General features: G+C 63.7%; 21 protein-coding genes. 2 read left to right on the top strand and 19 right to left on the bottom strand.

Going from position 1 to position 22,318, the window contains the following annotated elements; translation table 11 throughout:
• The 3 genes from RLN94_RS04235 to RLN94_RS04225 form a co-directional block, all read right to left on the bottom strand.
• Positions 1-334, bottom strand: a 334-nt coding sequence (locus tag RLN94_RS04235) for a beta-keto acid cleavage family enzyme (protein ID WP_350123947.1), incomplete at its 3' end; no start/stop codon positions are given.
• A 361-nt stretch (positions 335-695) separates the two neighbouring features.
• Positions 696-1,337: a LysR substrate-binding domain-containing protein gene (locus RLN94_RS04230; RefSeq protein WP_350123944.1), complete on the bottom strand. Its 642-nt coding sequence runs from the start codon at positions 1,335-1,337 to the stop codon at positions 696-698.
• A gap of 117 nt (positions 1,338-1,454) precedes the next feature.
• The gene (locus RLN94_RS04225) at positions 1,455-1,601 is read right to left on the bottom strand and encodes a helix-turn-helix domain-containing protein (RefSeq protein WP_350123941.1); all 147 of its coding nucleotides are present in this window, start codon (positions 1,599-1,601) and stop codon (positions 1,455-1,457) included.
• A 97-nt stretch (positions 1,602-1,698) separates the two neighbouring features.
• On the opposite strand from RLN94_RS04225, the gene RLN94_RS04220 reads away from it, so the two are divergent.
• Together RLN94_RS04220 and RLN94_RS04215 are read left to right on the top strand one after the other, a co-directional pair.
• Positions 1,699-3,057 (top strand): aminotransferase, encoded by a 1,359-nt coding sequence (locus RLN94_RS04220; RefSeq protein ID WP_350123938.1) that lies wholly within the window; start codon positions 1,699-1,701, stop codon positions 3,055-3,057.
• A gap of 21 nt (positions 3,058-3,078) precedes the next feature.
• Positions 3,079-3,789, top strand: a complete 711-nt coding sequence (locus RLN94_RS04215) for a MarR family winged helix-turn-helix transcriptional regulator (protein ID WP_350123935.1) — start codon at positions 3,079-3,081, stop codon at positions 3,787-3,789.
• Here the strand turns inward: RLN94_RS04215 and RLN94_RS04210 are convergent.
• The 16 genes from RLN94_RS04210 to RLN94_RS04135 all read right to left on the bottom strand — a co-directional run bounded on the left by RLN94_RS04210 (position 3,786) and on the right by RLN94_RS04135 (position 22,306).
• The gene (locus tag RLN94_RS04210; RefSeq protein WP_350123932.1) at positions 3,786-4,802 is read right to left on the bottom strand and encodes a histone deacetylase family protein; all 1,017 of its coding nucleotides are present in this window, start codon (positions 4,800-4,802) and stop codon (positions 3,786-3,788) included. The genes RLN94_RS04215 and RLN94_RS04210 overlap by 4 nt on opposite strands.
• On the bottom strand, positions 4,802-5,764 hold the full coding sequence (locus tag RLN94_RS04205) for an NAD(P)H-dependent flavin oxidoreductase (protein WP_350123929.1): 963 nt from the start codon (positions 5,762-5,764) through the stop codon (positions 4,802-4,804). Before RLN94_RS04205 ends, RLN94_RS04210 begins: the two co-directional genes overlap by 1 nt.
• The gene (locus RLN94_RS04200) at positions 5,764-7,383 is read right to left on the bottom strand and encodes an AMP-binding protein (RefSeq protein WP_350123926.1); all 1,620 of its coding nucleotides are present in this window, start codon (positions 7,381-7,383) and stop codon (positions 5,764-5,766) included. The genes RLN94_RS04205 and RLN94_RS04200 overlap by 1 nt, the downstream gene beginning before the upstream one ends.
• Positions 7,376-8,140, bottom strand: coding sequence for an enoyl-CoA hydratase/isomerase family protein (locus RLN94_RS04195; protein WP_350123923.1), 765 nt, complete (start codon positions 8,138-8,140; stop codon positions 7,376-7,378). The genes RLN94_RS04200 and RLN94_RS04195 overlap by 8 nt, the downstream gene beginning before the upstream one ends.
• Positions 8,137-9,315, bottom strand: a complete 1,179-nt coding sequence (locus tag RLN94_RS04190; protein ID WP_350123920.1) for a CaiB/BaiF CoA transferase family protein — start codon at positions 9,313-9,315, stop codon at positions 8,137-8,139. The genes RLN94_RS04195 and RLN94_RS04190 overlap by 4 nt, the downstream gene beginning before the upstream one ends.
• On the bottom strand, positions 9,312-10,046 hold the full coding sequence (locus RLN94_RS04185; protein WP_350123917.1) for an enoyl-CoA hydratase/isomerase family protein: 735 nt from the start codon (positions 10,044-10,046) through the stop codon (positions 9,312-9,314). Before RLN94_RS04185 ends, RLN94_RS04190 begins: the two co-directional genes overlap by 4 nt.
• A 31-nt stretch (positions 10,047-10,077) precedes the next feature.
• Positions 10,078-11,007: a hydroxymethylglutaryl-CoA lyase gene (locus tag RLN94_RS04180; protein WP_350123914.1), complete on the bottom strand. Its 930-nt coding sequence runs from the start codon at positions 11,005-11,007 to the stop codon at positions 10,078-10,080.
• Positions 11,008-11,009: 2 nt separating this feature from the next.
• On the bottom strand, positions 11,010-11,828 hold the full coding sequence (locus tag RLN94_RS04175; RefSeq protein WP_350123911.1) for an ABC transporter permease: 819 nt from the start codon (positions 11,826-11,828) through the stop codon (positions 11,010-11,012).
• On the bottom strand, positions 11,828-12,727 hold the full coding sequence (locus tag RLN94_RS04170) for an ABC transporter permease (protein ID WP_350123908.1): 900 nt from the start codon (positions 12,725-12,727) through the stop codon (positions 11,828-11,830). Before RLN94_RS04170 ends, RLN94_RS04175 begins: the two co-directional genes overlap by 1 nt.
• Positions 12,724-13,827, bottom strand: a complete 1,104-nt coding sequence (locus RLN94_RS04165) for an ABC transporter ATP-binding protein (RefSeq protein WP_350159093.1) — start codon at positions 13,825-13,827, stop codon at positions 12,724-12,726. Before RLN94_RS04165 ends, RLN94_RS04170 begins: the two co-directional genes overlap by 4 nt.
• A 61-nt stretch (positions 13,828-13,888) precedes the next feature.
• Positions 13,889-14,911: an ABC transporter substrate-binding protein gene (locus tag RLN94_RS04160; protein WP_350123902.1), complete on the bottom strand. Its 1,023-nt coding sequence runs from the start codon at positions 14,909-14,911 to the stop codon at positions 13,889-13,891.
• 29 nt (positions 14,912-14,940) lie between these two features.
• A complete protein-coding gene (locus RLN94_RS04155; RefSeq protein WP_350123899.1) occupies positions 14,941-16,074 on the bottom strand; it encodes a zinc-binding dehydrogenase in 1,134 nt (377 codons plus the stop codon).
• A 13-nt stretch (positions 16,075-16,087) separates the two neighbouring features.
• Positions 16,088-17,497: an NAD-dependent succinate-semialdehyde dehydrogenase gene (locus tag RLN94_RS04150; RefSeq protein ID WP_350123896.1), complete on the bottom strand. Its 1,410-nt coding sequence runs from the start codon at positions 17,495-17,497 to the stop codon at positions 16,088-16,090.
• A gap of 282 nt (positions 17,498-17,779) precedes the next feature.
• Complete coding sequence (locus tag RLN94_RS04145) at positions 17,780-20,104, bottom strand: aminotransferase class III-fold pyridoxal phosphate-dependent enzyme (protein WP_350123893.1); 2,325 nt, start codon at positions 20,102-20,104, stop codon at positions 17,780-17,782.
• 246 nt (positions 20,105-20,350) lie between these two features.
• Complete coding sequence (locus RLN94_RS04140) at positions 20,351-21,400, bottom strand: ABC transporter substrate-binding protein (protein WP_350123890.1); 1,050 nt, start codon at positions 21,398-21,400, stop codon at positions 20,351-20,353.
• An 87-nt stretch (positions 21,401-21,487) separates the two neighbouring features.
• A complete protein-coding gene (locus RLN94_RS04135; RefSeq protein ID WP_350123887.1) occupies positions 21,488-22,306 on the bottom strand; it encodes an ABC transporter permease in 819 nt (272 codons plus the stop codon).
• Positions 22,307-22,318 lie beyond the last annotated feature (12 nt).

The raw sequence follows: 22,318 nt of genomic DNA, 5'->3' as shown, positions 1-22,318 counted from the left end.
TGGAGCCGACCGAGAGCGAGGCCATGTCGGGTTTCAGGGGCAGCATGCCGCCCCGCGCCTGTCCCGCGCCGGAGCGGCCGCCGGTGGAAAGCTGGACGATCATGCCGGGGCAGTGCTTTTCGATGCCTTCCTTGAGCCGGGCGAAGCGCTCGGGGTCGGAGGTCGGCGTGCCGTCATCCATCCGGACATGGCAATGGGCGATGGCGGCGCCCGCCTCGAAGGCTTCGTGGGTCGACTCCACCTGCTCCTCGACGGTGATCGGCACCGCCGGGTTGTCGGATTTCTGCGGCACCGAGCCGGTGATGGCCACACAGATGATGCACGGGTTGGTCATGGTTGGTTTCTTCCTTGTATCTGCGTTACCCGCCGGCGCCAGCGCGTTGCGAAACCCCCTCGGCACGGCGCTGTCATCCGGGCCGCACCGTCTGACGGCCCGGTCACAAGACCTGCGGGGCGGGGCGTTCCAATTGCCTTGTCTCGGGTACCGCGGCGTCGTCGAATTATCCAAGGCACGACACGCGCTGCGCTGTTTCTATCAGGACATTTCGATCGAAACGCGACCGTTCTTTCAACTGCGACCCCGAACCGTGATCCGGCTCGGGTGGGCGCGTACTAGCAAGGCGCATTCGATCCTCCGTGGGTCGGAACGGCAATAGTCAATTTCGATGCCCTAATCTACCATATAATTGCCTAACTCAACATTTTTTCATCCGGCGCCGCAGGATATCTACGAAAGCCGACACTCGTCGAACGTTCTTCATTCCCGGGCTGTAATAGGCATAGATCTGGTCCGGCGGCGGCATGTATTCCCCAAGAACCTGCTCCACCGGGGCGATGGCGCGCGCGGCGCGAAGCATGTCGTCGGTGATATAGCAAAGCCCGACATCCCGCGTCAGAAGAGCGATCGCCGTCGCGAAATCCGTCACCGTAAGACCCGCGGGCGGGTCGATCCGGATGGATTGGCCGTTCTGAACGAACTCCCACCGGTAATACCGTTCGCTATCGAGCCAGCTTCGGCGGATGCAGTGGAAATTCAGGACGTCGCGCGGTTCCGCCGGGCGCCCGTGTTTTTCGAGGAAGGCCGACGATCCGGCAACCAGCCAGGGGGTCGGGCGCGACACCGGCACCGCGATCATTTCGGGCGAGATATACTGGCCGATGCGAATGCCGATATCGGCGCCATCCCGCATCAGGTCGATGGCCCCTTCGCGGCTTTCGACCACGACCTCCACATCCGGATAGCGCTCCTTGAACTCCGCCACCGCCGGGGCCAGAACCGGCTCGAGGGCGAGGCTCTGGACGGAAATGCACAGCACGCCGGACAGCGACGTTTTCAACGACGACAGTTCCTGCACCGTGTCTTCCAGAAGATCGAGCGAGGGGTTGAACCGTTCGAACAGCAGGCGCCCCGCCGGCGTGAACTCGACACTGCGCGTCGTGCGGTGAAAGAGTTGCTAGTCGAGCCGAGCCTCGAGCTGTTTGACCGAGGCGCCCACGGCCGCGGGCGAGACCCCGATGATCTCAGCCGCCCTGCGGAAGTTCCGGGTCTGCCCGACCACAAGGAACTCATGCATGCCTTTGAAGATGTCGCGCACGCTCATTATAAACTCCTGCTTTATACTGAGGAAACATAAAGGGGAATTGTTATTCAATCAACGCAGCGAGATCCTTCTGACAACCGTAAGGAGGACCAGACGCATGCTGTCGAATTCGCTCGCCAACCGCGACATCCAAAGCCAGATTCACCCCCAGACGAACCTCGAACAGCACGAAAGATGCGGGCCGGTGGTCATGGCGTCGGGCGACGGTGCGATCGTCACCGATATCAACGGCAAAACGTATATCGAGGGTATGTCGGGCCTGTGGTGTACGTCGCTGGGGCTGAAGGAAGACCGGCTGGCACGGGCCGCGGCCCGACAGTTCGACACCTTGCCCTATTACCAGAACTTTGCCCATCGGGGCACCGAGCCCGCGATCGACCTTGCCGCGAAGCTGCTCGAGATTTCGCCGGTGCCCATGTCGAAGGTGCTGTTTCAAAGCTCCGGTTCGGAGGCGAACGACACTGCGGTTAAGCTGATCTGGTATCACTTTGCGGCACAGGGGCGGCCCGAAAAGCGCAAGATCATCTCGCGCGAGCGCGGCTATCACGGCACCTCGGTCGCCTCGGCCAGCATCACCGGTCTGCCCCATCTGCACACGGACTGGCACCTGCCGCTTGACGGATTTCTGAAAGTCACCTGCCCTCATTTCTACCGCGAGGGGCGGGCGGGCGAGTCGGAGGACGCGTTCGCGACCCGTCTGGCGCGGGAGGTCGAAGACCTGATCCTCGCCGAAGGGCCCGAGACGGTTGCCGCCTTCTTCGCAGAACCGGCCATGGGGACAGGCGGCGTCGTGCTTCCGCCCGCGGGGTATTTCGAGAAGGTCCAGGCGGTGCTCGACAGGTACGACGTATTGATGGTGGCCGACGAGGTGATCACCGCGTTCGGCAGAACCGGGACGTGGTGGGGCAGCCAGACATTCGGGCTGAAGCCCGATCTCATCACCTGCGCCAAGGCTCTGACCGCTGCGTATATGCCCCTGTCCGCCGTTTTGATCTCGGAGCCCATCTACCAGTCCATGCTGGCACAGAGTCGCAAGATCGGCGTCTTCGGGCACGGCTACACCTATGGCGCACATCCCGTTGCTTGCGCCGTCGCGAACGAAGCACTGAGGATCTACGAGGAAGACGGCGTGATCGACGGTGTGCCGGCTCTCGGGCAGCGAATGAAGAACGCTCTCGCTCCGCTTCGCGACCATCCGCTTGTGGGCGAGGTTCGCGGCATGGGCCTCATGTGGGGCATCGAGATCGTTCGAGACAAGGAAAGCCGGGCGCCCTTTCCCGCCGAAGCGGGTGTTCCCGCGAAGGTTCAGGACGCCGCCTTCCGGCGTGGGCTGGTCTGCCGCGCGTTGGGCAGTGCCATCGCCCTGGCGCCGCCGCTGATCGTCACACCCGAACAGGTCGACGACATCGGGCGGATCATGGCCGAAGCAGTCGATGAAGTCCACGCGTCGCTTTGACACCATCCGGGAGCGCGGCGCTTGCTGCCGCGCTCCCTGAAAGCGGCCTGCACATCCAAAAGCAAAGCAATTGAAACTCACCTAGTTGACAAAGTATACCAATTGCGCACAATCGGTGTTGCATTCTCAACCCGCCGCCGTCGTGCAAAGGAATACGTCACCGATATGAACAAATCGCTCGCCGACGCAAAGGCTCAGCCGCCCCTCGATGGAATAGGTGACAAATCCTCGGATGTCCGGCACCTGTTTTCCTACAACCTGCAACGGTTGGCGTCTGTTTCCTCAAGGATTGCAACGCGTTACATGCTGGATGATTTCCACCTGACCGTGCAGGAATGGCGTGCGCTGGCGGTGCTCGATTTCCTCGGCGACGCGCCGCTCTATATCCTCGCCCAAAGGGCCGGCATTCAGAAAAGCCAGACCAGCCGGCTTATCGCGGACCTGTCGAAACGTGGTTACATTCAACGAAAGCGTCATCCGAGCGACAAGCGCAGCACCCTTCTTTCCCTGACGGAGACGGGCGCGAATCTCGTCCAGCAGATCCTGGCCCAGTCGCGCGTGCGGAACCGGAAGATGCTGGAGGGGCTCAGTGACGATGAACGCGTGCAGCTGATGGCCCTTCTTGGCAAGGCCATCAACTCGTCGTTCCGTTACCTTGAAGAACTGAAGCAGGACGACACCGACACCTACGAGGAAACCACGGAACCCGCGAGTTTCTTCGAGGAACCCTAACCCGCGAGACCATCGATAAAGCGGAGCAAGTTGGGCCCCAGCGCCTCTGTCGGGTATCCGCCTTCCTGGATGACGACCGCCGGGCATGTGAATCGGCTCAACGCGCCCAGCCGCGCGAAATCATCGGTTTCGAGCGCCATGCAGGCGAAGGGGTCGTTCACGAACGCGTCCAGCCCGAGGGCGATGACCACCAGGTCCGGCCCGAAGGCCCGGATCGCGGAACGTGCGCTGTTCATCGCCGCTTCCCAGGTCTCGAGGCCCGACATCAATGGAAGTGGGAGGTTGAGGTTCCTGCCCTCTCCCGGCCCGGCGCCGGTTTCATCGGCATATCCGCTGTAGAACGGGTAGAGATCCTCCGGCGCGCCATGCAGGGACACCGTGAGCACATCGTCCCGGTCGTAGAACAGGGCCTGAGTGCCGTTGCCGTGGTGCACGTCGACGTCGAGTATCGCGACGCGCAGGCCTTGTGCCACGGCCATTTCCGCCGCGATGGCCGAATTGTTGAGATAGCAGAACCCGCCGGCCAGATCGCGCGCAGCGTGGTGGCCGGGCGGGCGGCAAAGACCGTAGGCAAGTTTTCCCGTCTGCAGGACGTGATCCACCGAGGCCAGCGCCGTCATGGCCGACGCCCGCGCCGCCTGCCACGTCTCGGCCATCAGCACGCAGCTTGCATCGGCCTGGAAATACCCAGCGCGGCCAAGGATATCCCGCGGCACGCGCGCCTGCGCCCGCACCGGGTGCGCGCTGGCCCGCATTTCCCGCCCGTTGCCGGGATGCTTCGACCATTCCTGGAACCCGTCGCGCAGGAAGTCGAGGTAATCCGCGCAGTGAATCCGCGCGATATGCTCGTCCGGGTAGGCCCCCGGCGCGGCAATTTCGACCTGAGCCGAACGCAGGGCCGCCAGAAGGTATTCAGCGCGTTCCGGCGTCTCGACGGTCGGCCGAAGCTCGCCCCCTGCCAGCCGCGTCAGGGGGCGGTGGAGAAGCTGATCTTGATCGAAGAAGGCCCGCATCAGGTTACGGCCGGCGGAAGGTCTTGCAGGGCGCGGGCATAGTCCGCCGCGATCTCCGCGACGACATCCGCCGCTGGCATCACCCGGTCGACAAGGCCGGTGCTCTGGCCGGCTTCCAGCTTGCCCTCGGCGATATCGCCGTCGAAGGCGGCCATCTTGAGGGTGGAGGCAAGGAACACGTCTTTCCGCGTCTCGATATCTGCCCCCTGCCCTTCAAGCTCCAGCATACGCTCGGTGAACCTGTTCCCGATCGCACGGATCATCCCCAGCCCACTGCCGACCGTGCGCGTATCCGACACCCCGGCGTTCAGCACCGCCTGCTTGTAGCCGTCGGTGACATTCGCCTCGGGCGTTGCCATGAACCGCGTGCCGAAATTAGCCGCGCCCGCGCCCAGCGACAGGGCCGCCAGAAGGCCGCGGCCATCGGCGAATCCGCCCGACGCGATCAGCGGAATACGTCCGCCAGTGGCCTTCGACACCGCGCGCACCAGCACGAGGGTCGACACCAGCGACGGCGGCGGATGCCCGCCCGCCTCGCCACCGACAACGACCAGGCCGTCTACGCCCGCATCCATCGCCTTGACCGCATGCTCCTCGCCGGCCACGACATGAATGCATTTCGTGCCGATCGCCTTGAACCTGTCCAGATATTTCTTCGGCCCTCCCTGCGAGGCGATAATCGCGGGGACGCGTTTCGCCTCGAGCAGGTCGAGCACCTCCTCCGCACCCTTGCGATAGAGCGGCATGTTGACGGCGAAGGGCTTGTCGGTTCCGGCCCTGATATCGTCGATGCACTGTTCCAGCGCGTCGATATACATCGGCCCGGCGGCCAGCACGCCAAGGCCGCCCGCGCGGCTGACTGCCAGTGGCAGGGCGGTACAGGACGAGGCCCAGGACATGCCCGCCTGAAGGATCGGCAAGTCGATGCCCAGAAGCCGGGTGACGTTCGTCTCGATCCGCATCAGGCCTGCTCCGGCAGGAGGGAGCGGGCGTGTTCGGCCAACTTGGTCTTCTGGATCTTCGAGCTTGCCGTCATGCCGATCTCCTCGAACCCGTCCACGAACCAGACATGGCGGGGGATCTTGAAGCCGGCCATGTTCTGCTTTGCCCAGTCGGCAAGGGTGTCGGCATCCAGCATGTGGCCGTCGTTGAGAACGATGAAGGCGGCGCAGACCTCGACGAGGCGCGCATCTGGCACTCCGACGACCTGCGCCAGCCGGATGGCCGGATGGCGGTGGAGCAGGTCTTCGACCTCCTCGGGCGAGACATTCTCGCCCCCCACCCGGACGATGTTCTTCAACCGCCCGAGAAACGCCAGCCGCCCCTCGGCATCGAGCGCGCCGAGATCGCCGGTCGACAGCCAGCCCTCCTCGCTCAGCGTCTCGGCCGTCTTCTCCGGCATGTCGAAATAGGCTTCCATCACCGACCAGCCGCGCACCTGGATCTCTCCGCGCCCGCCGGGTGGCAATGCATCTCCTGACTGCGGATCGACGATCCGGACATCGAGGCCGGGCTGCGGCCGCATCAGCCCCGCCGTCCTGATCTCCTCCGGTTCCCACCAGCAGGATTGCGCGATATTGGGCGAGGCTTCCGACAACCCGTAGCCCGAGACGCATTGGCTGGCGCCAAGTTCGCCGACCACCCGCTTCAGAACCGCTTTCGACCCGGCGACCCAGCCGCCTTTCAGCGAGAGTGTCCGGGACTGGCGGTCGGGATGATTGAGCAGCATCAGCGCCATCGTGTCGTTGCCCGAGAAATGCGTGCACCGCTCGGTTTCCATCAGTTCGAGCGCTTCTGCCGCGTCGAACCGCGCCATGGTTACCAGCGTCACCGCATGTTGCAGGCACGCCATGATCGACAACGACGTGCCCGCCACGTGAAAGAACGGCCGGGCAGAATGAAACCGGTCGCCGGCTCGAAGCCCCATCCGCTGGGCCGAGACGAACCCGTTCGTGAGAATGCTGTGCTGGCGCAGCATGACGCCCTTGGGAAAGCCGGTGCTGCCCGATGTGTACTGGATCAGGATGACATCGTCGGAGGTCGAGGTATCGGCGGGGGCGTCGGTGTCCCCATCCGCGAATTCACCCCAGCTCCGGGCCCACGGCGCGTCGGCGGACCCGTTGAGGATAACGGTTTTCAGATCCGGCAGATCGGCGCAGGGTAGCGGGCCGTTGCCCAGAACCTCGCGCAGGATAGCGGTGAAATCGCTGTTCAGCAGGCGGTCGGTGGCAAACAGGAACTTCGATTGCGACTGGCGCAAGCAATAAGCGATCTCGGCGGCGCGGAGGCGCGTGTTTACAGGAACGGTCACGGCACCGATCGTGGCCAGCGCCAGGAACAGCCCGTGGAACTGCACCCCGTTGCCGAGGCAGAGCGCCACGTGATCCCCGCGTCGCACACCCAGCGCATGCAGCGACCGGCGGAGACGCCCAACATCCTCGGCCAGCTCGGCATATGTCTGCCGCCCGTCGGGCGCTACAATCGCCTCGACCTCGGGCGCCAGGCTGCAGGCGCGCGCAAGGGCGCCGGCGACGGTGACAGGGCAAAGTAACCCCTCTCGAATGGACTGCATGTCAGCCATTGCCGACCTCGTTCTTGAACCGTTCGATCCCCGCCCGCCAGTTGCTGTTGCTCAGGACCTGGCGGATTGCGCCCAGCTCGATCTCGATCCCAGAGGCGAGGTCGGTCTGCCCGCCCTCGTCGACGGCCCGTTTCGTCAGTTGCATGGCAAGATGCGGCGCCCCGGCCACCTTGGTGGCAATCTCGCGGGCGGCCTCGAGGAACCCCTTCGCAGGCAGGACACGGGCCACTAGGCCGCGCGCATGGGCCTCCTCCACCCCCAGTTTGCGGCCGGTGAAAAGCAGCTCCTTCGCGCTGGAAACCCCGATCACGCGCTGCAGCCGCTGGGTCGCGCCCACGGTGCCCCATTGCGGTTCGGGAAACAGGAAGGTCGCCTTTTCCGAAGCCACGATGAAATCACTGGCCATGGCAATCTCGCCGCCCGAGCCCACCACCGGCCCCTGTACCGCGCAGACCACCGGAAGCGGGCAGGTTTCGATGGACATGTACGCCTTGAACGCGGCCTGACGGCGGGCGAGTACCCAGGCCTCGTTGCGGCCGTTGCGCTCTTTCAGATCGGCGCCGGCACAGAACACGGGTCCTACCGAGCGGAGCAGCACCGCCCGGGTGTCTTCGCCCATCTCGAAGCTGGAAAAGACCTCGTGCAACGCGTGACAAAGTTCGAGGTTCACGGCGTTCCGGGCATCTGCGCGGTCGATGACGACCTCGCAAACAGCGCCACGCCGTTCCACCTTCACGAGGTCGGACTGTTCCGTCATGCCACCACTCCCTTGTCCCTTAATGCCTTCAATCTCGTACCGTCGACGCCGAGCGACCGGAGAACCGCGTCGGTATCCGCGCCCAGCCGTGGAGGCGCGAGGAACTCGACCGGATCATAGCCCGAAAACCGGCCCGGCGTGGCAAGGCATTGCGTTTCGCCCCGACCGGGGTCATCGAACCCGGCCACCATGCCGCGAAACCTGGTATGCGGGTCGTCGAGGATTTCCGGCACGGTGTTGACCTCTCCGGCGGGGACGCCCGAAGCGCGCAACGCATCGGCAAGCTCGCCGCGCGCCCGGGGCAGGATCGCGTCCCGCAGCATCGACATGACCTCGTCGCGCCGTTCGACGCGGTTGGCGTTCTTCTCCATCCACTCGGGCGCATCGAGCGCCAGCACGTTGCAGATGGCGGGCCAGTGCTGGTCGCTTGCGGAAATGAACACCCACTCGCCGTCGCGGCATTCGAAGGCCGCGCTCGGCACGCGGCCGAGATGTTCCGTACCTGTCCGCGTCGGCTTGCGCCCCTCCGCGAACCACCACATGGCCGGCAGGCTCAGTAGGCTCACCTGCACGTCCATCATTGCCAGATCGACATGACAGCCCCGCCCCGAGGACGCGCGACCAACCAGCCCGGTCATCGCCGCGATCATGATCCAGAGGCCCGAAGTCATGTCGGCGAATGGCACGCCCACCTTGGCGGGCGGCCCGTCGGGATGGCCCGTCAGGTCGATAACCCCCGACAGCGCCTGAAATACCGTGTCATACCCCTTGCGGTCCTTGTACGGCCCGGTCTGGCCGAACCCGGTGTTCGAGATATAGACCACGCCGGGATTGCGGGCATTGACGGCCTCGTAGCCCAGTCCCAGCTTGTCCATCCCGCCCGGCAGAAAGTTCTCGACGATGACATCGGCCCCGGCGACCAGATCGAGGGCGATCTCGCGGCCCTCCTCGGTCCGAAGGTCGACGGCGACCGATTTCTTGCCGCGGTTGAAGGCACAGAAATAGGCGCTCTGCCCACCCTCGAAGGCCGGCTCGAAGCTGCGGGATTCATCCCCGGTTCCAGGGCGCTCGACCTTGATAACCTCCGCGCCCTGATCAGCCATGATCTGCGTCGCCATCGGCCCGGCCAGAACGCGCGAGAAGTCGACGACCTTTATTCCGTCCAGAGGTTTCATTGCTCCTCCGTCCGGAAAGAGCGCATCAGGGCGTTCGTGTCCCGTCCGGCGGCCATCGCCGCATCGAAGGGCAACTCGCCCACGCGATAGAAAAGCTGCTTGGTGGCGGCCATGGCGCGCGGGTTGATTTCGGCCCATGTATTGGCGATCTCCATCGCCATTGGCAGCGGATCGCCAACGACCACGCGGTTGACCAGACCAAGCTCCTTCGCCTCGTCCGCGTCGATCAGCCGGCCGAGCGAGATCATCTCGAACGCCGCCTTCCGGCCCAGCGCACGCTGCAATCCGGTCATCACCAGCGCCGGCACGATGCCGTGCCTGGTTTCGGGGTAGCCGAGTTTCAGGCCGCGCGACGCCACGACCATGTCGCACCCCAGCGCAATCCCGGCCCCGCCCCCGACGGTCGCCCCATGCACCGCGGCGACGACAGGCACGGGCGACTGGCTGACCACGGATTGCAGCCGGCAAGTGAGGTCCGCGCGTTCGAGAACGCGGTCCGACTGATCCGGTGTCAGATGCTTGAACTCCGCCAGGTCGGCGCCCGCGCAGAACCCCCGGCCTTCCCCGCGGATGACGGCGGCGCGCACCGACGGGGCCGACGCAAGGTCTTCCAGCGCCATCAGCAATTGCTGTGTCAGAACGGTGTTGAGCGCATTCAGCTTGTCCGGCCGGTTCATGGTGATGATCCGAACGCCGTCGCGATCCTCGAGTTCTACCAGATTGTCGGTCATACGCCCTTCCTTCATCGAATTCCCGCTGTCGTCATGCCACCCGCCGCGGCAGCAGCCCCGCCCGCGCCACCTTGCTGTCGAGCGGCCGCCCCAGCACCTGCTCGCACTTTTCAGAGATCCGCATCATGCGCTCCAGGTCGACCCCCGTGTCGTGGCCCTCCGCCTCGAACAGCGAGACCAGGTCCTCGGTCGCGACATTGCCGGTGCGACCGGTGCCGTATTGAATTTCAGACGGGTGCCCACCGACCCCGCCGAAGGCGCTGTCGAAGTGCGTAGCCCCGCCCTCGAGCGCGGCAAGGCAGTTGGCGATGCCGGTGCCGCGCGTGTCGTGGAAATGCGCGACGCAGGTCGCTTCGGGCACCTCCGTGGCGAAGCGTTCCCACAGCGCCCTGACCGTTGTCGGGGTGCCGGTGCCCACGGTGTCACCCACCGTCACCAGTTTGGCGCCCAGCGTGGCGAAGCGGGCCACATCCTCGACCACGCGGCCGGGGTCGACCGGGCCCTCGAACGGACAGCCCAGCGCCACCGAGATCACCCCGACGAGGCGAAACTTTCCGTTTGCGAGCCGCGCCATCTCTTCCACGCGGGCCCATTGCTCCTCGCGCGTGGCGCGGAGGTTTCTCTGCGAATGGCTATCGGTCGCCGATGCCAGGAAGCTCAACTCGGTCGCGCCGTGGCCATGCTCCAGGTCCGCAAGCGCCCGTTCAATCGCTTTCGGATTGGGACAGGTCGCCTTGTAATGCACCCCCTCGCGTCGCCTGATGCCCGCCAGAACCTCGCTCGCGTCGGAAAAGCCCGGCACCCGCGTCGGGTGGCTATAGCTCGTCGCCTCGATGCGCGGAAAACCGGCCTCGGTCATGGCGTCGATCAGCGCGACCTTGTCGCCCGTGGCGACCTGAACGGTCTCGTGCTGAAGCCCGTCCCGGGCGAAGCATTCGCAGATCACAAGCGGGCCCGTCATCATCAGTGCTCCTGCGTTTCGTCGCGACCGACGAACAGGAAGACGATCATGCCGACGATCACCATCCCCACCAGCAACGAGGAAATGGCGGCGACGGTCGGGTCGACCTGGTCGCGGATATTGGCGAACATCCGGCGCGTCAGCGTCTCGTTCTCGCCGGAGGACACGAAGAGCGCCACCACCACCTCGTCGAACGAGGTCACGAAGGCAAAGACCGCGCCGGACATCACCGAGATCCTGATCTGCGGCAGCGTGACGGACAGGAACGCTCGCAATTCGGTGGCGCCAAGGCTGCGCGAGGCTTCGTGCAGCGCCATGTCGAAGCTGGCCAGCCCATTGCCGACGGCGATCAGCACGAAAGGTAGGGCCAGCATCGTATGAGCGAGGATGAGCCCGCCGATCGTACCGTTTAGCCCCACCTTGGCGTAGACGAAGAACACGCCCACCGCGATCAGGATCAGGGGCACCAGCATCGGCAGGATGAAGATGCCGCGCACGCCGGTGGCAAAGATATCCGTGCGGCGGTGCAGCCCCCATGCGGCGGCGGTTCCCACGATCGTCGCGATGATCATCGTCGGCACCGCGACGCGCACCGAAACCCACAGCGCGTTCAGCCATTCCTGTGAGCCCAGGAATGCCCTGTACCAGCGCAGGCTCAGCTCTTTCGGCGGAAACTCGAGATATTCGCCAGCCGAGAAGGACATCGGCACCACCAGCAGGCAGGGCACGACGAGGAAGATCATTACCAGGCCCACCACGATGTAGAGCCAGAGGCGCTGACCACGGGTGATCTGGGTGCGGGTAACGGGTTCGGACAGCATCACTTGGTCCCCCCTGCCCGGCGCAGCACGAACTGGACAGCCAGCAGCACAAGTGCGGTCGCGACCACCAGCACCACGCCGAGCGCCGACGCCGCGCCCCAGTTGCCGTAGAGCGAGATATTGTCGGCGATCTGCATCGCCCACATATACGTCCGCCCCCCGCCCAGCAGCACCGGCGTCACGAAGAAGCCGAGGCACAGAACGAAGATCAGCCCGGCACCCGAGCTGAGACCCGTAATGGTCTGTGGAAAAAAGACCTGCCGGAACGCCTGGGCCGGCGTGGCCCCGCAATTGGAAGCGGCCAGCATCAGCGAGGGATCGACCGCCTTCATCGAGGCGTAAAGCGGCAGGATCATGAAGGGCAGCATCACGTGGATCATGCCGATGATCGTACCAAGCTCGTTATGGACCAGCGCCAGCGGCGTATCGATGAGCCCCAGGTCCTGAAGCCAGCCGTTGATCAGCCCCGTCCGTTGCAGCAGCACGAGCCAGGCGTAGGTCCGCACGAGAACCGACGTCCAGAACGGCAGGAGCACCGACAGCAGGATCACCAGCGAAAGCCGCCGCCCCGATTGCGACATCAGGTACGCCACCGGGTATCCGAGAAAGGCGCAGCACACCGTCACGATAATGGCGATCCGAAACGTCGTGGTGAACGTGCGCACATAGATCGACTTGCCCATACGCTCGTAGTTGGCCCAGCTCAGGTCGCCGGCGCCGTCGAAGGCCGAGAGCCAGAACAGCCACAGCACGGGCACCAGAAGGACCAGCAAAATCAGGATCAGCCCGGGAAAGGTCAGCGCCGTGGCGCTGAACCGTTCCAACACCTCCCTGCGGCGCAGGATGCCGGCGTTGAGCGTCCCGGGGCTACCGGACGAGGACATGGCGAAATCCGTCATTGCCCCGCGTCCTCAACAAGGATGGTGCTGGATTGCTTGATCCAGAACGAGACCGTTTCGCCGGGTTCGGGCATCTCGATCCCGGCGGTATGCGGGTTGCAGCGCACCTCGACCGAATGACCTTCGGGCAGCGCGATATCGAGCAGATAGCTGTCCCCCTGGTAGATGACCTCGCGGGTGGTACCCTGGATACGATTCGCCGCACCCTGCTGCGGTGCGTTCCAGGCCAGTTTTTCCGGCCGGATCAGCAGCCATGCGTCATGGTCGCCGCTCCAGGGCTCCCGCGTGACGATCGGGTTGCCGAACAGGCGCGCCGTTCCATCGCTCACCTTGACCGGCAGGAACGAGGATTCCCCCATGAATTCGGCCACGAACCGGTTCGCCGGAAAATCGTAAAGCTGGCTCGGCGTGTCGAGCTGCATCAGCTTGCCGTTGTTGATCACGGCGATCCGGTCGGACATGGTCAGCGCCTCGCGCTGGTCATGGGTCACGTAGACCGTTGTGGTGCCCAACATGCCGTGCAGGCGTTTGAGTTCGATCTGCATGTGCTCGCGCAGGTTCTTGTCGAGCGCGGAAAGCGGCTCGTCCATGAGCATCATCCGGGGCTCGAAAACCATCGCCCGCGCCAGCGCGACCCGCTGGCGCTGCCCGCCGGACAGGGACTGGATCGCCCGGTCGGCCAGGTGATCCATCTGGACCGTCGAAAGCGCCTCGGTCGCCCGGCGCTCGCGTTCGGATTTGCCGATCTTCCTCAGCTTCAGCGGATAGGCCACGTTCTCCATCACCGTCATGTGCGGGAACAGCGCGTAGCTCTGGAACACCATGCCGACATCGCGGCGGTGCGGCGGTAATGTCAGGAATTCCTTGCCATCAAGCTGCACGCTGCCGCTGTTCGGCCGCGTGAACCCCGCCAGAACGTTGAGAAGGGTCGTCTTGCCTGATCCCGACGGCCCCAGCAGGGTGATGAATTCGCCGGGCTCGATATCGAAGCTCACGTCGTCGAGAGCGACGAAGGCCCCGTAATTCTTGCTCACTTCGCGGATTGCGACCTGACCGGGCATGTCGTGTAACCTTTTCTGGGTCTGCTTGGGTCGGAGCATGGTCCTTCCCTGGCTGCCCGGCAACAACGTGCCGGGCAGTGTTCCGAAGGGGCGACGGGCCCTACTGGACCATCATCATCTTGTAGTCTTCCTGAACGTCGGCGGCATTCTGTGCCCACCAGTCCACATCGAGGATAAGCTGCTTCGATGCGTTCTCGGGGGAGGTGTTCATTGTTTCCTGAACCTCCTCCGACGCCTCCGTCAGTTCATAGGCCTTTTCGTTCGCCGGACCGTAATAGGGCATCATCTCGGGGATACGGGCCTGCATCTCGGGCGAGACCGAAAGGGCAATGAGCTTCTGCGCCGCATCGACATTGTCGGCCCCCTTGGGAATCGCCATGCAGCCGAAACCAAGGATGCCGTCCTCGTAGGTGAACGTCACCGGCGCCCCGTTATCGATGACGCCGGCCACGCGGCTTCCCCAGATGGCCAGCATGTCGACCTCACCATCGGCGATCAACTGGGCCGACTGCGCGCCGGATGTCCACCAGACGTTGATGTCGGGCTGGATTTTTGCAAGTGATTCCAATGCTGCATCGACATCGAGAGGATAGACTTCCTCTTTCGTCCGCCCGGCTCCAAGCAGACCGATCTCCATCATTTCCTGAGGGGTAACGCCAAGAGCCCTGCGCCCCGGGAACGCTTCGACATTCCAGAAATCGACCCAGTTCTTGGGTGGATTGTCTGCGTACGTATCGGTCCGGTAGGCGAGGACGACGGAATAGGCATTGCTTGCGATCCAATGGTCGCCCCTGGCCGCCTCGTTTATCCCGTCAGCGTCGATCACGGAATAATCCAGCGGCTCGAATAGCCCCTCGCGTGCTCCGACGGCACATTCGTCCGCCCCAAGATGAACGACGTCCCAGCCAGGGTTTCCGGACTGAACCTGAACCCGCACGCCGGCGAGGCCGTCGTGGCTTTGCTGGCGCAACTCGAGACCTGCTTCTTCCGCCGCTGGGATCCAGATCGCGGCAGCGAGATCTTCCTGCACCTTGCCGCCAAAACTCGCGATCGACAGTTCCTGTGCCGTCGCGGTGCCCGCGACCATCATCGGGACCAGCCCCGCAATCAGTATTCTCTTCATGGTTTCCTCCCTTTTTGGTGTGATGGTAGTTAGTCGAATGTGATGACCTGGCGCGTCACCGCTCCCGCGGCGAGCTTGTCGAACCCCTCGTTGATCTGATCCAGCTTCAAAACCCCCGACAGCAGCTTCTCGACCGGCAACCGGCCCTGCCGGAACAGATCAAGGTATCGCGGGACATCTCGCGGCGGCACGCTCGAGCCGAAATAGCTGCCCTTGACCGTGCGCTCGCCGGCCACCAGCGAAACCGGCGGCAGGTTCCAGATGGTGTCGTTTCTGGCAAGGCTGGCCGTCACGGTCGTGCCGCCACGGCGGGTGATGGCATAGGCCATCTCCATCGTCGACGGCACGCCAGCCATTTCCAGCGCGTATTGAACGCCGCCCTTGGTATGCTCCCGAACGGCCTCGACACAGCCTTCGTCGCGCGCGTTGAAGGTCGCCGTAGCGCCCAGCTCCCGCGCATGCGCAAGCTTGTCCTCGTTCACGTCGATCCCGATGATCTCACGCGCCCCGCAGGCCCGCGCCATCATCACCGAGGACAGCCCGACACCGCCGAGCCCGACCACGGCCACGGTGTCCCCGACGCCCACACCGGCCGAATTCGCCACAGCACCGCCCCCCGTCAGGATCGCGCAGCCGAACAGCGCCGCATGGGTCGGCTCGACCGGGTCATCCACCCTGATCAGCGAATGACGCGAAACGACGACCATCTCGGAAAAGGCCGAAAGGCCCGCCTGGTGGTGGATGTCCCGGCCCTTGTGTTTCATCCGGCGATGTCCGGAAAGAAGCGTGCCGGCCGCGTTGGCCTTGGTGCCCTCTTCGCACAGTACCGGCCGCCCGTCGATGCATTCCGGGCAATGGCCACAGCGCGGCATGAAGGAAAAGATCACCTGGTCACCGGCGGACAGGTCGCTGACCCGAACCTCTGTTTCAAGAACCTCGCCACAGGCCTCGTGCCCGAGAACCATCGGCATCGCCTTGGGCCGGTCCCCGCTGACGAAGCTCAGGTCGGTATGGCACAGCGCCGCCGCCGTCACCTTGACAAGAACCTCCTCGTCGCCCGGCGCCGCCAGGTCGATCTCGGCGATCTCGATCGGCCGGCTCTTGGCATAGGGGCCCTCGACCCCTTGTTCGAGCAGCAGCGCGGCTTTGGTCTTGAGGCTCATCCCGACGTCACCTTCAGGCCGCGGCGCTGACGAACTTGGTTGTCACGAAGGCCTCCATGCCCTCGACGCCGCCTTCGCTGCCGTAGCCGCTTTCCTTCATGCCCCCGAAAGGCGTCTCGGGGCTGGCGATGCCGAAATGATTGATCGACACCATCCCCGCCTCAAGACCCCGGCTCAGTTGATCCACTGTGCTCTGCGAGGAGCCGAACGCGAACGCCGCCAGCCCATAGGGCAGCGCATTGGCCTTCTCGATCGCCGTCTCGAGCGAGGAAAACGGAAGGATCGGCGCGATCGGGCCGAACGGCTCATCCACCATCACCTGCGCGTCTTCCGGAACCTCGGTCAGAACGGTCGGCTCGAAGAAGTTGCCCTTGTTGCCCAGCCGGCGACCGCCGGTCACCAGCTTTGCACCGCGATCGACGGCGTCCGCCACGAACCCCTCCATCGCGTCGAGCCGGCGGGCATTGGCAAGCGGGCCCATCTGAACCCCGTCGTCGAACCCGGCCCCGACCTTCAGCTCCTTCGACGCGGCGACGAACCCGTCCACGAACCGCTCGTAATGCGCGTCGTGGATATAGAATCGCGACGGCGCGGCGCAGACCTGCCCTGCATTGCGATACTTCAGCGTCGCCGCCAGCCTCACCGCGGCCTCCACATTGGCATCCTCGGCCACGACGAAGGGCGAATGGCCGCCAAGCTCCAGCGTGCAGCGCTTGACGTGGCGCGCGGCGATCTCACCCAGCGTCTTGCCGACCGGGATCGAGCCGGTAAAGGTGACCATGCGGACCGGGTCCGCCGGAATGAGATGCTCGGACACCTCGTTCGGCACGCCGTAGACGAGGTTGACCACGCCCTTCGGCACGCCCGCATCCTCGAAGCAGCGAACCAGCTCCGCGCAGCTATAGGGCGTCTCCTCGGGGCACTTGATGATGATCGTGCAGCCTGCGCCGAGCGCGCCCGCGATCTTGCGCACCGCCTGGCTGACGGGGAAATTCCAAGGGGAGAACCCGGCCACGACACCCAGCGGCACCTTGTAGGCGATCTGCTGAACATTGGACGCGCGCGCCGGGATGACCCGGCCATACATGCGCCGCCCCTCTTCGGCCGCCCAGTCGATATGATCGGCCGACCCGATGACCTCTCCCTTGGCTTCCGCGAAGGGCTTGCCCTGTTCGCGCACCATCAACCGGCCAATGTCTTCGGCGCGGTCACGCAGAAGAGCCGCCGCCTTGCGCAGCAGGGCCGACCGCTCGTAAGCCGAGGTCTGCGACCAAGATTTGAAAGCCGTCTCAGCGGCATCCAGCGCGCGATCCAGATCGGCGGATCCCGAAACGGCAACCGCGCCGACGGCCTCGCCCGTCGCCGGATCCAATACATCTGCCGATCCGTTTTGCCCATCGCACCACTCGCCCGCAATGAACATTTGAGCTGGCTTTACCACGTCTGACCTCCCTTTTAATTTGAGGTATCAGTACAACTATATATATGCATTTGTCAACGATGTATTTAATTGAAGAGTTTAGGAATGTGTTTCGTTGAATGCCATTTCAACTCTGGCAAAACTCTCTGGATCGGCTGGACAATCGGGGACGGCATGTTGCAGTACCCGGCAGAAAACCCAAGAAAAGTTAGGCCCAGGACCCTGGACCGGTTCCGAGGCACCAAACGACGAGAAGCGGAGCCGAAAGACGCTGCGCCGTCCGTGTCAGCCGGCTTCGGCCAACACCTCATCAATGGCCGTCACAAGCAGGTCTGCATGGCAGCGCCCAAAGACCATCGGCGGGCGGATTTTCAGGAGGTTCCCGCCTGGCCCGGTCAAGCCTACGAGAAAGCCCTTGTGCATCAGCGCATTGATCAGGTTCCGCGCCTTTAGCGGGTCTGGCCCCGGAGTGCCGTCACGGCTGACGATTTCGACACCTGTGAACAGTCCCGTACCGCGCACGTCACGGATGGCGGGATGGCGGGACATCAACCCGGCCAGTTCCGCGCGCAAGTGGGCGCCGGTCTCCAGAGCATTTTCCTGAAGGTTCTCGTGCTCGATCACGTCCAGGACCGCGATGCCGGCCGCAGCGACCACCTGGTTACCGCCAAAGGTGTTGAAATAGCGCTCGGCTGTCAGGAAGCCTTCAACCAGCTCGCGCCGCGTGGCCAATGCGGCCAGGGGCAAGCCGTTGCCCAAAGGTTTCGCCATCGTCACGATGTCCGGCGTGAAACCCGCATGCTGGAAGCCCCAGAAATCCGTACCGGTCCTGGCGAGTGCCGATTGGACCTCATCCGCCACGATCAACGCGCCGGCAGACCGAAGCACGTCGATTGCAGGCTCCATGAAACCTTTTGGCGCAGAGAACAGACCATCGCTTGCAAACACCGGGCAGTGATAGACCGCTGCGGGTCGATGCCCGTGGCTTTCCAACCGTGCAAGGGCAGATCTGTATTCTGCGATGTATTCATCGGCCTCGGGGGCCGGCCGGGTCACGTCATGGACCGGAAATTCCGGCGCCGGAACAGTCGCGATCCATGGTTCCAGGCGGTCGGCCGGAATGGTACTGGAATCGAGCGCTCCAATGATCGTCGAATTCCCGTGGAAGGCCGACCTGGTGATCACCGCACCGGACCCGCCGGAATTGGCCTTCGCGATGCGCCACGCCAGCTCATTCGCCTCGGTTCCCGTGCACATGAACATGATCGTGTCGAGTGCCGCCGGCAGCGTCTCCTTCAGGCGCTCGGCATAGGTCACGATCAGCTCCGACGGATACCGGGTGTTTGAATTGAATGTGGCAAGCTGCTGTGTGGCCTGCTCGACGACATGCGGATGGCAATGGCCCACATGTGGAACATTGTTGTAGGCATCGAGATATCGCTTGCCTGCTGCATCGAAAACCCAGACCCCCTCCCCCCGCACCGGCTGAAAGGTCGTGCGGTAGAAACTCTTGTACGCCGGCCCGAGCGCCCGGTCGCGACGCGCCATCAGACGGTCGAAACTTTTGCCCCCCTCTTGAGCGTCGCGCAGCTTGAAGTCTCTCGTGGTGTCTTCCAGTGCCATCCAGTCCTCCAAGGCTTTCCATCCAAGTTCCGAGACCTCAGTCGAATATCTGACGCGGTTCTCTTGATGCTGCCGCCATGCCGCGACGATCTCCCGTGTCGCCAGCCGCATGGCGACCAGTGCGGGAAGGGCCGCCACTTCATCGGCAGTCAGCCCCATGTGGTCGGCCTGCCCCTGCAGAATCTCGCAGGCAACGCCAATTGGGTCAGGCTGTCCATAAAGCTGATGGGCAATCACGATCGCGGTCTCGTTGACCCGCCAGCTTCGCACCATGTCGCCGAAGTCGATGATGCCGGCGATGTCTTCGCCGGATTCGCCACACAGGATATTGTTGTGATTGATATCATTGTGGATCAGTTGCACGGGCAGCTGTTCCGACCGAGTCGCCACCGATCGCCTGAACCAGCGCAACGCCTGCCCAGCGAGCGCGCGCCGTTGCGCATCTGTTATGAAAACGAGCTTTCCCTCGAGAGACCCGGCATTCCGGAGGTCCCAGATGAGCCCCTCGCCGTTCGGCTGGCCATCAAATCCTGCCAGCGCGGTCAGCAGACGTCCCGCAAGCCGGCCGAGCTGACGGCGGAACGCAGGCGAGGCAGGTACCCCGTGCACCGGACGGCCGGGAAGGTAAGTCAGCATCCGCACAAGGATTGTCGTTCCGCCGGCCGGGTATTCCACCACTCCCTTCCCGGATCTGGCACGAACCGGGCGAGGCAGTGGAAGGGTCGGATCCTTCTGCAAGGCGTGTTCAAGCACAGCCATCTGGCATTCGTGGTCCGCGTGGTCTTCGGCGCTGTTTGCTATCTTCAGCACGTAGTCCGCTCCACCCGCCGTCTGCACCCGGAGGTTCTGGTCGCGCTCTCCAGAGAGGGGGCGCAATGTACCCTCGACGCCATAGACCTCGCGAAGCAGCGCCCTCACCTCGTTGGAAGACAGGCACGGAACCTCTGCCGCAAGCAGGTCCTCGCCAAGATTGCTGTCGCACGCCATCGCCAAGGCTCCTTCCAAAGGTACGGATCACGTGTTTCGATATGCCGACCGATGCATTCTGCCCCGAGGGTCACGTTGGCAGACAAGGGCCAATGGCATGGAGCGCGCGATCGGGCATGATGAAACCAGCATGCAATCCCGGGGGAAAACCGCCTGGTTCATTTCCCGGCCGTCGTTGGCGCCGGGATCGGTCCTGCCCAGGCGGGCCATAGCAAGTTGGCCCGCCCGGAATTTGTCGGCTATGCCTTACTGGAGGACCCAGGCATTCCAGCGTTCCGTAAGGGTCTGGAGATTGTCGGCCCAGAACACGCGAGCCTCGTCGCCCCCGATATGCAGCCCGGTCTCGATGTTGGCCCCCGAGGGAAGCACCGCACGCTGCGAGTCGTCGATGTACTGGTCAGCGGCCTTGAGCGTCGGTCCGTAGGCGAAGGTGTTCGAGTACTCTGCCTGGCGCTTCGGGTCAGAAATGAACTTGATGAACTGGTGGGCTTCGTCGACGTAGGGCGAACCCTCGGGGATGATCCAGTAGTCCACCGCATATTGAGTGTTGTCCCAAAGGATCTCGAGGCCGCGACCTTCCTCCATCGCGACGGCAACCCGGCCGTTGTAAGCCATGGTCATCTCCACGTCGCCCGAGACCAGCCACTCGGGCGCCTGCGCGCCGGTCTTCCACCAGAGGACCTCGGGCTTGATCTCGTCCAGCTTCGCGAAGGCCCGATCCACGCCTTCCGGGGTCGACAGAACGTCATAGACGTCTTCCGGTTCGACCCCGTCGGCCATCAGGGCAAACTCGAGGTTCACTTTGGGACCTTGGCGCATGCCACGTTTTCCGGGCCAGGTTTCCAGATCCCAGAAATCGTTGGCCTCGGTCGGTTTCTCACTCATGTCCGAACCGTCGTATGCGATGACCATGGACCAGATGATGGTTCCCACGCCGCATTCGGCCACGGCCGCCGGAATGAACTGATCCTTCCCGCCGATCTTGTCCCAATCGATCTGGGCAAAGACACCTTCTTCACAGCCCCGATCCATTTCCGCGGTTTCGACGTGAACCACGTCCCATGGCACAATGCCGGTATCCTGCATCGCCTTGAAGGGCGCCCAGCCACCGGCGTAAACGTCCGTCTGGTGGGGAATCCCGGTCTCTTCGGAGAACGGATTGAAGAAGATCCGTTTCTTCTCATCTTCGGTCGCGCCGCCCCACGTCGTGACGGTCATGTCGCGCGCTTCCGCGGTGCCGACGCCAACTGCACAGATCGCGGCAGTCAGCAAGGCGGTCATTGTGTTCTTAGTCATTACATCCTCCCATTTGGGTAGCGTTGGTTGATCTTAGACCGGTTGGCCCCGGTTTCTTCATGTGTCTGGTCTGGCCGAAAGGCCGGTTCACCCTTCCACGGGCCGCATCAGACGTGCGGACCGGCGGCGGAGAAATTCGAGCGCGCACAGCAAGGAAAGAGTGAACAGAATGAGCAAGGTCGATACCGCAATGATGGACGGGTCGAGCTGGTCGCGGAGACCGGCAAACAACTGACGCGGCAATGTCGTCTGCTGCGGCCCCGCAAGGAAGATGACCACGATCGCCTCGTCGAAAGACGTGATGAAGGCGAAGAGAGCGCCCGACATCATGCCGGGAGCGATCAGCGGAAACGTCACCTCCCTGAATGTGGTAAGCGGTCTTGAGCCAAGACTGGCGGAGGCGCGCACGAGCTGCCGGTCGAAGCTGCGCAAGGACGCGAGCACGGTAATGACCACAAACGGTACACCCAGCGCTGTATGAGCAAGAATGATTCCGAAATAGGTCCCGACCAACCCCATCTGGGCGAAGGCGAAGTAGACCCCCAGGGCGACCACGACGATCGGAACGACCAGCGGCGAAATGACAATCGCAAGGACAAATCCGCGGCCTTTGAAATCCGAGACGGTCAGACCATAGGCGGCAAGCGTTCCCAGCGCGGTCGCGAATATGGTCGAGCATACCGCGATGATGGCACTGTTCTTCAGGGCATATATCCAGGGGTCTGGCTGAAGAACCTTCTCATACCATTGCAGCGAGAACCCTGGCAGCGGATAGCTGAGGAAACTACCGGAACTGAAGGACACCGGAATGATCGCGATGAGCGGAACGATCAGAAACAAGCACCCCAGGAGCACGAAAACCCTCAGCCCGTAATGCGCGATTTTCTCGACTGCAGTATCCGACATCACCGCTCTCCC

Origin of the sequence: Roseovarius sp., from assembly GCF_040223625.1 — a bacterium.
Lineage (GTDB): Bacteria > Pseudomonadota > Alphaproteobacteria > Rhodobacterales > Rhodobacteraceae > Roseovarius.
This window is presented reverse-complemented; position numbering and strand designations above follow the sequence as displayed.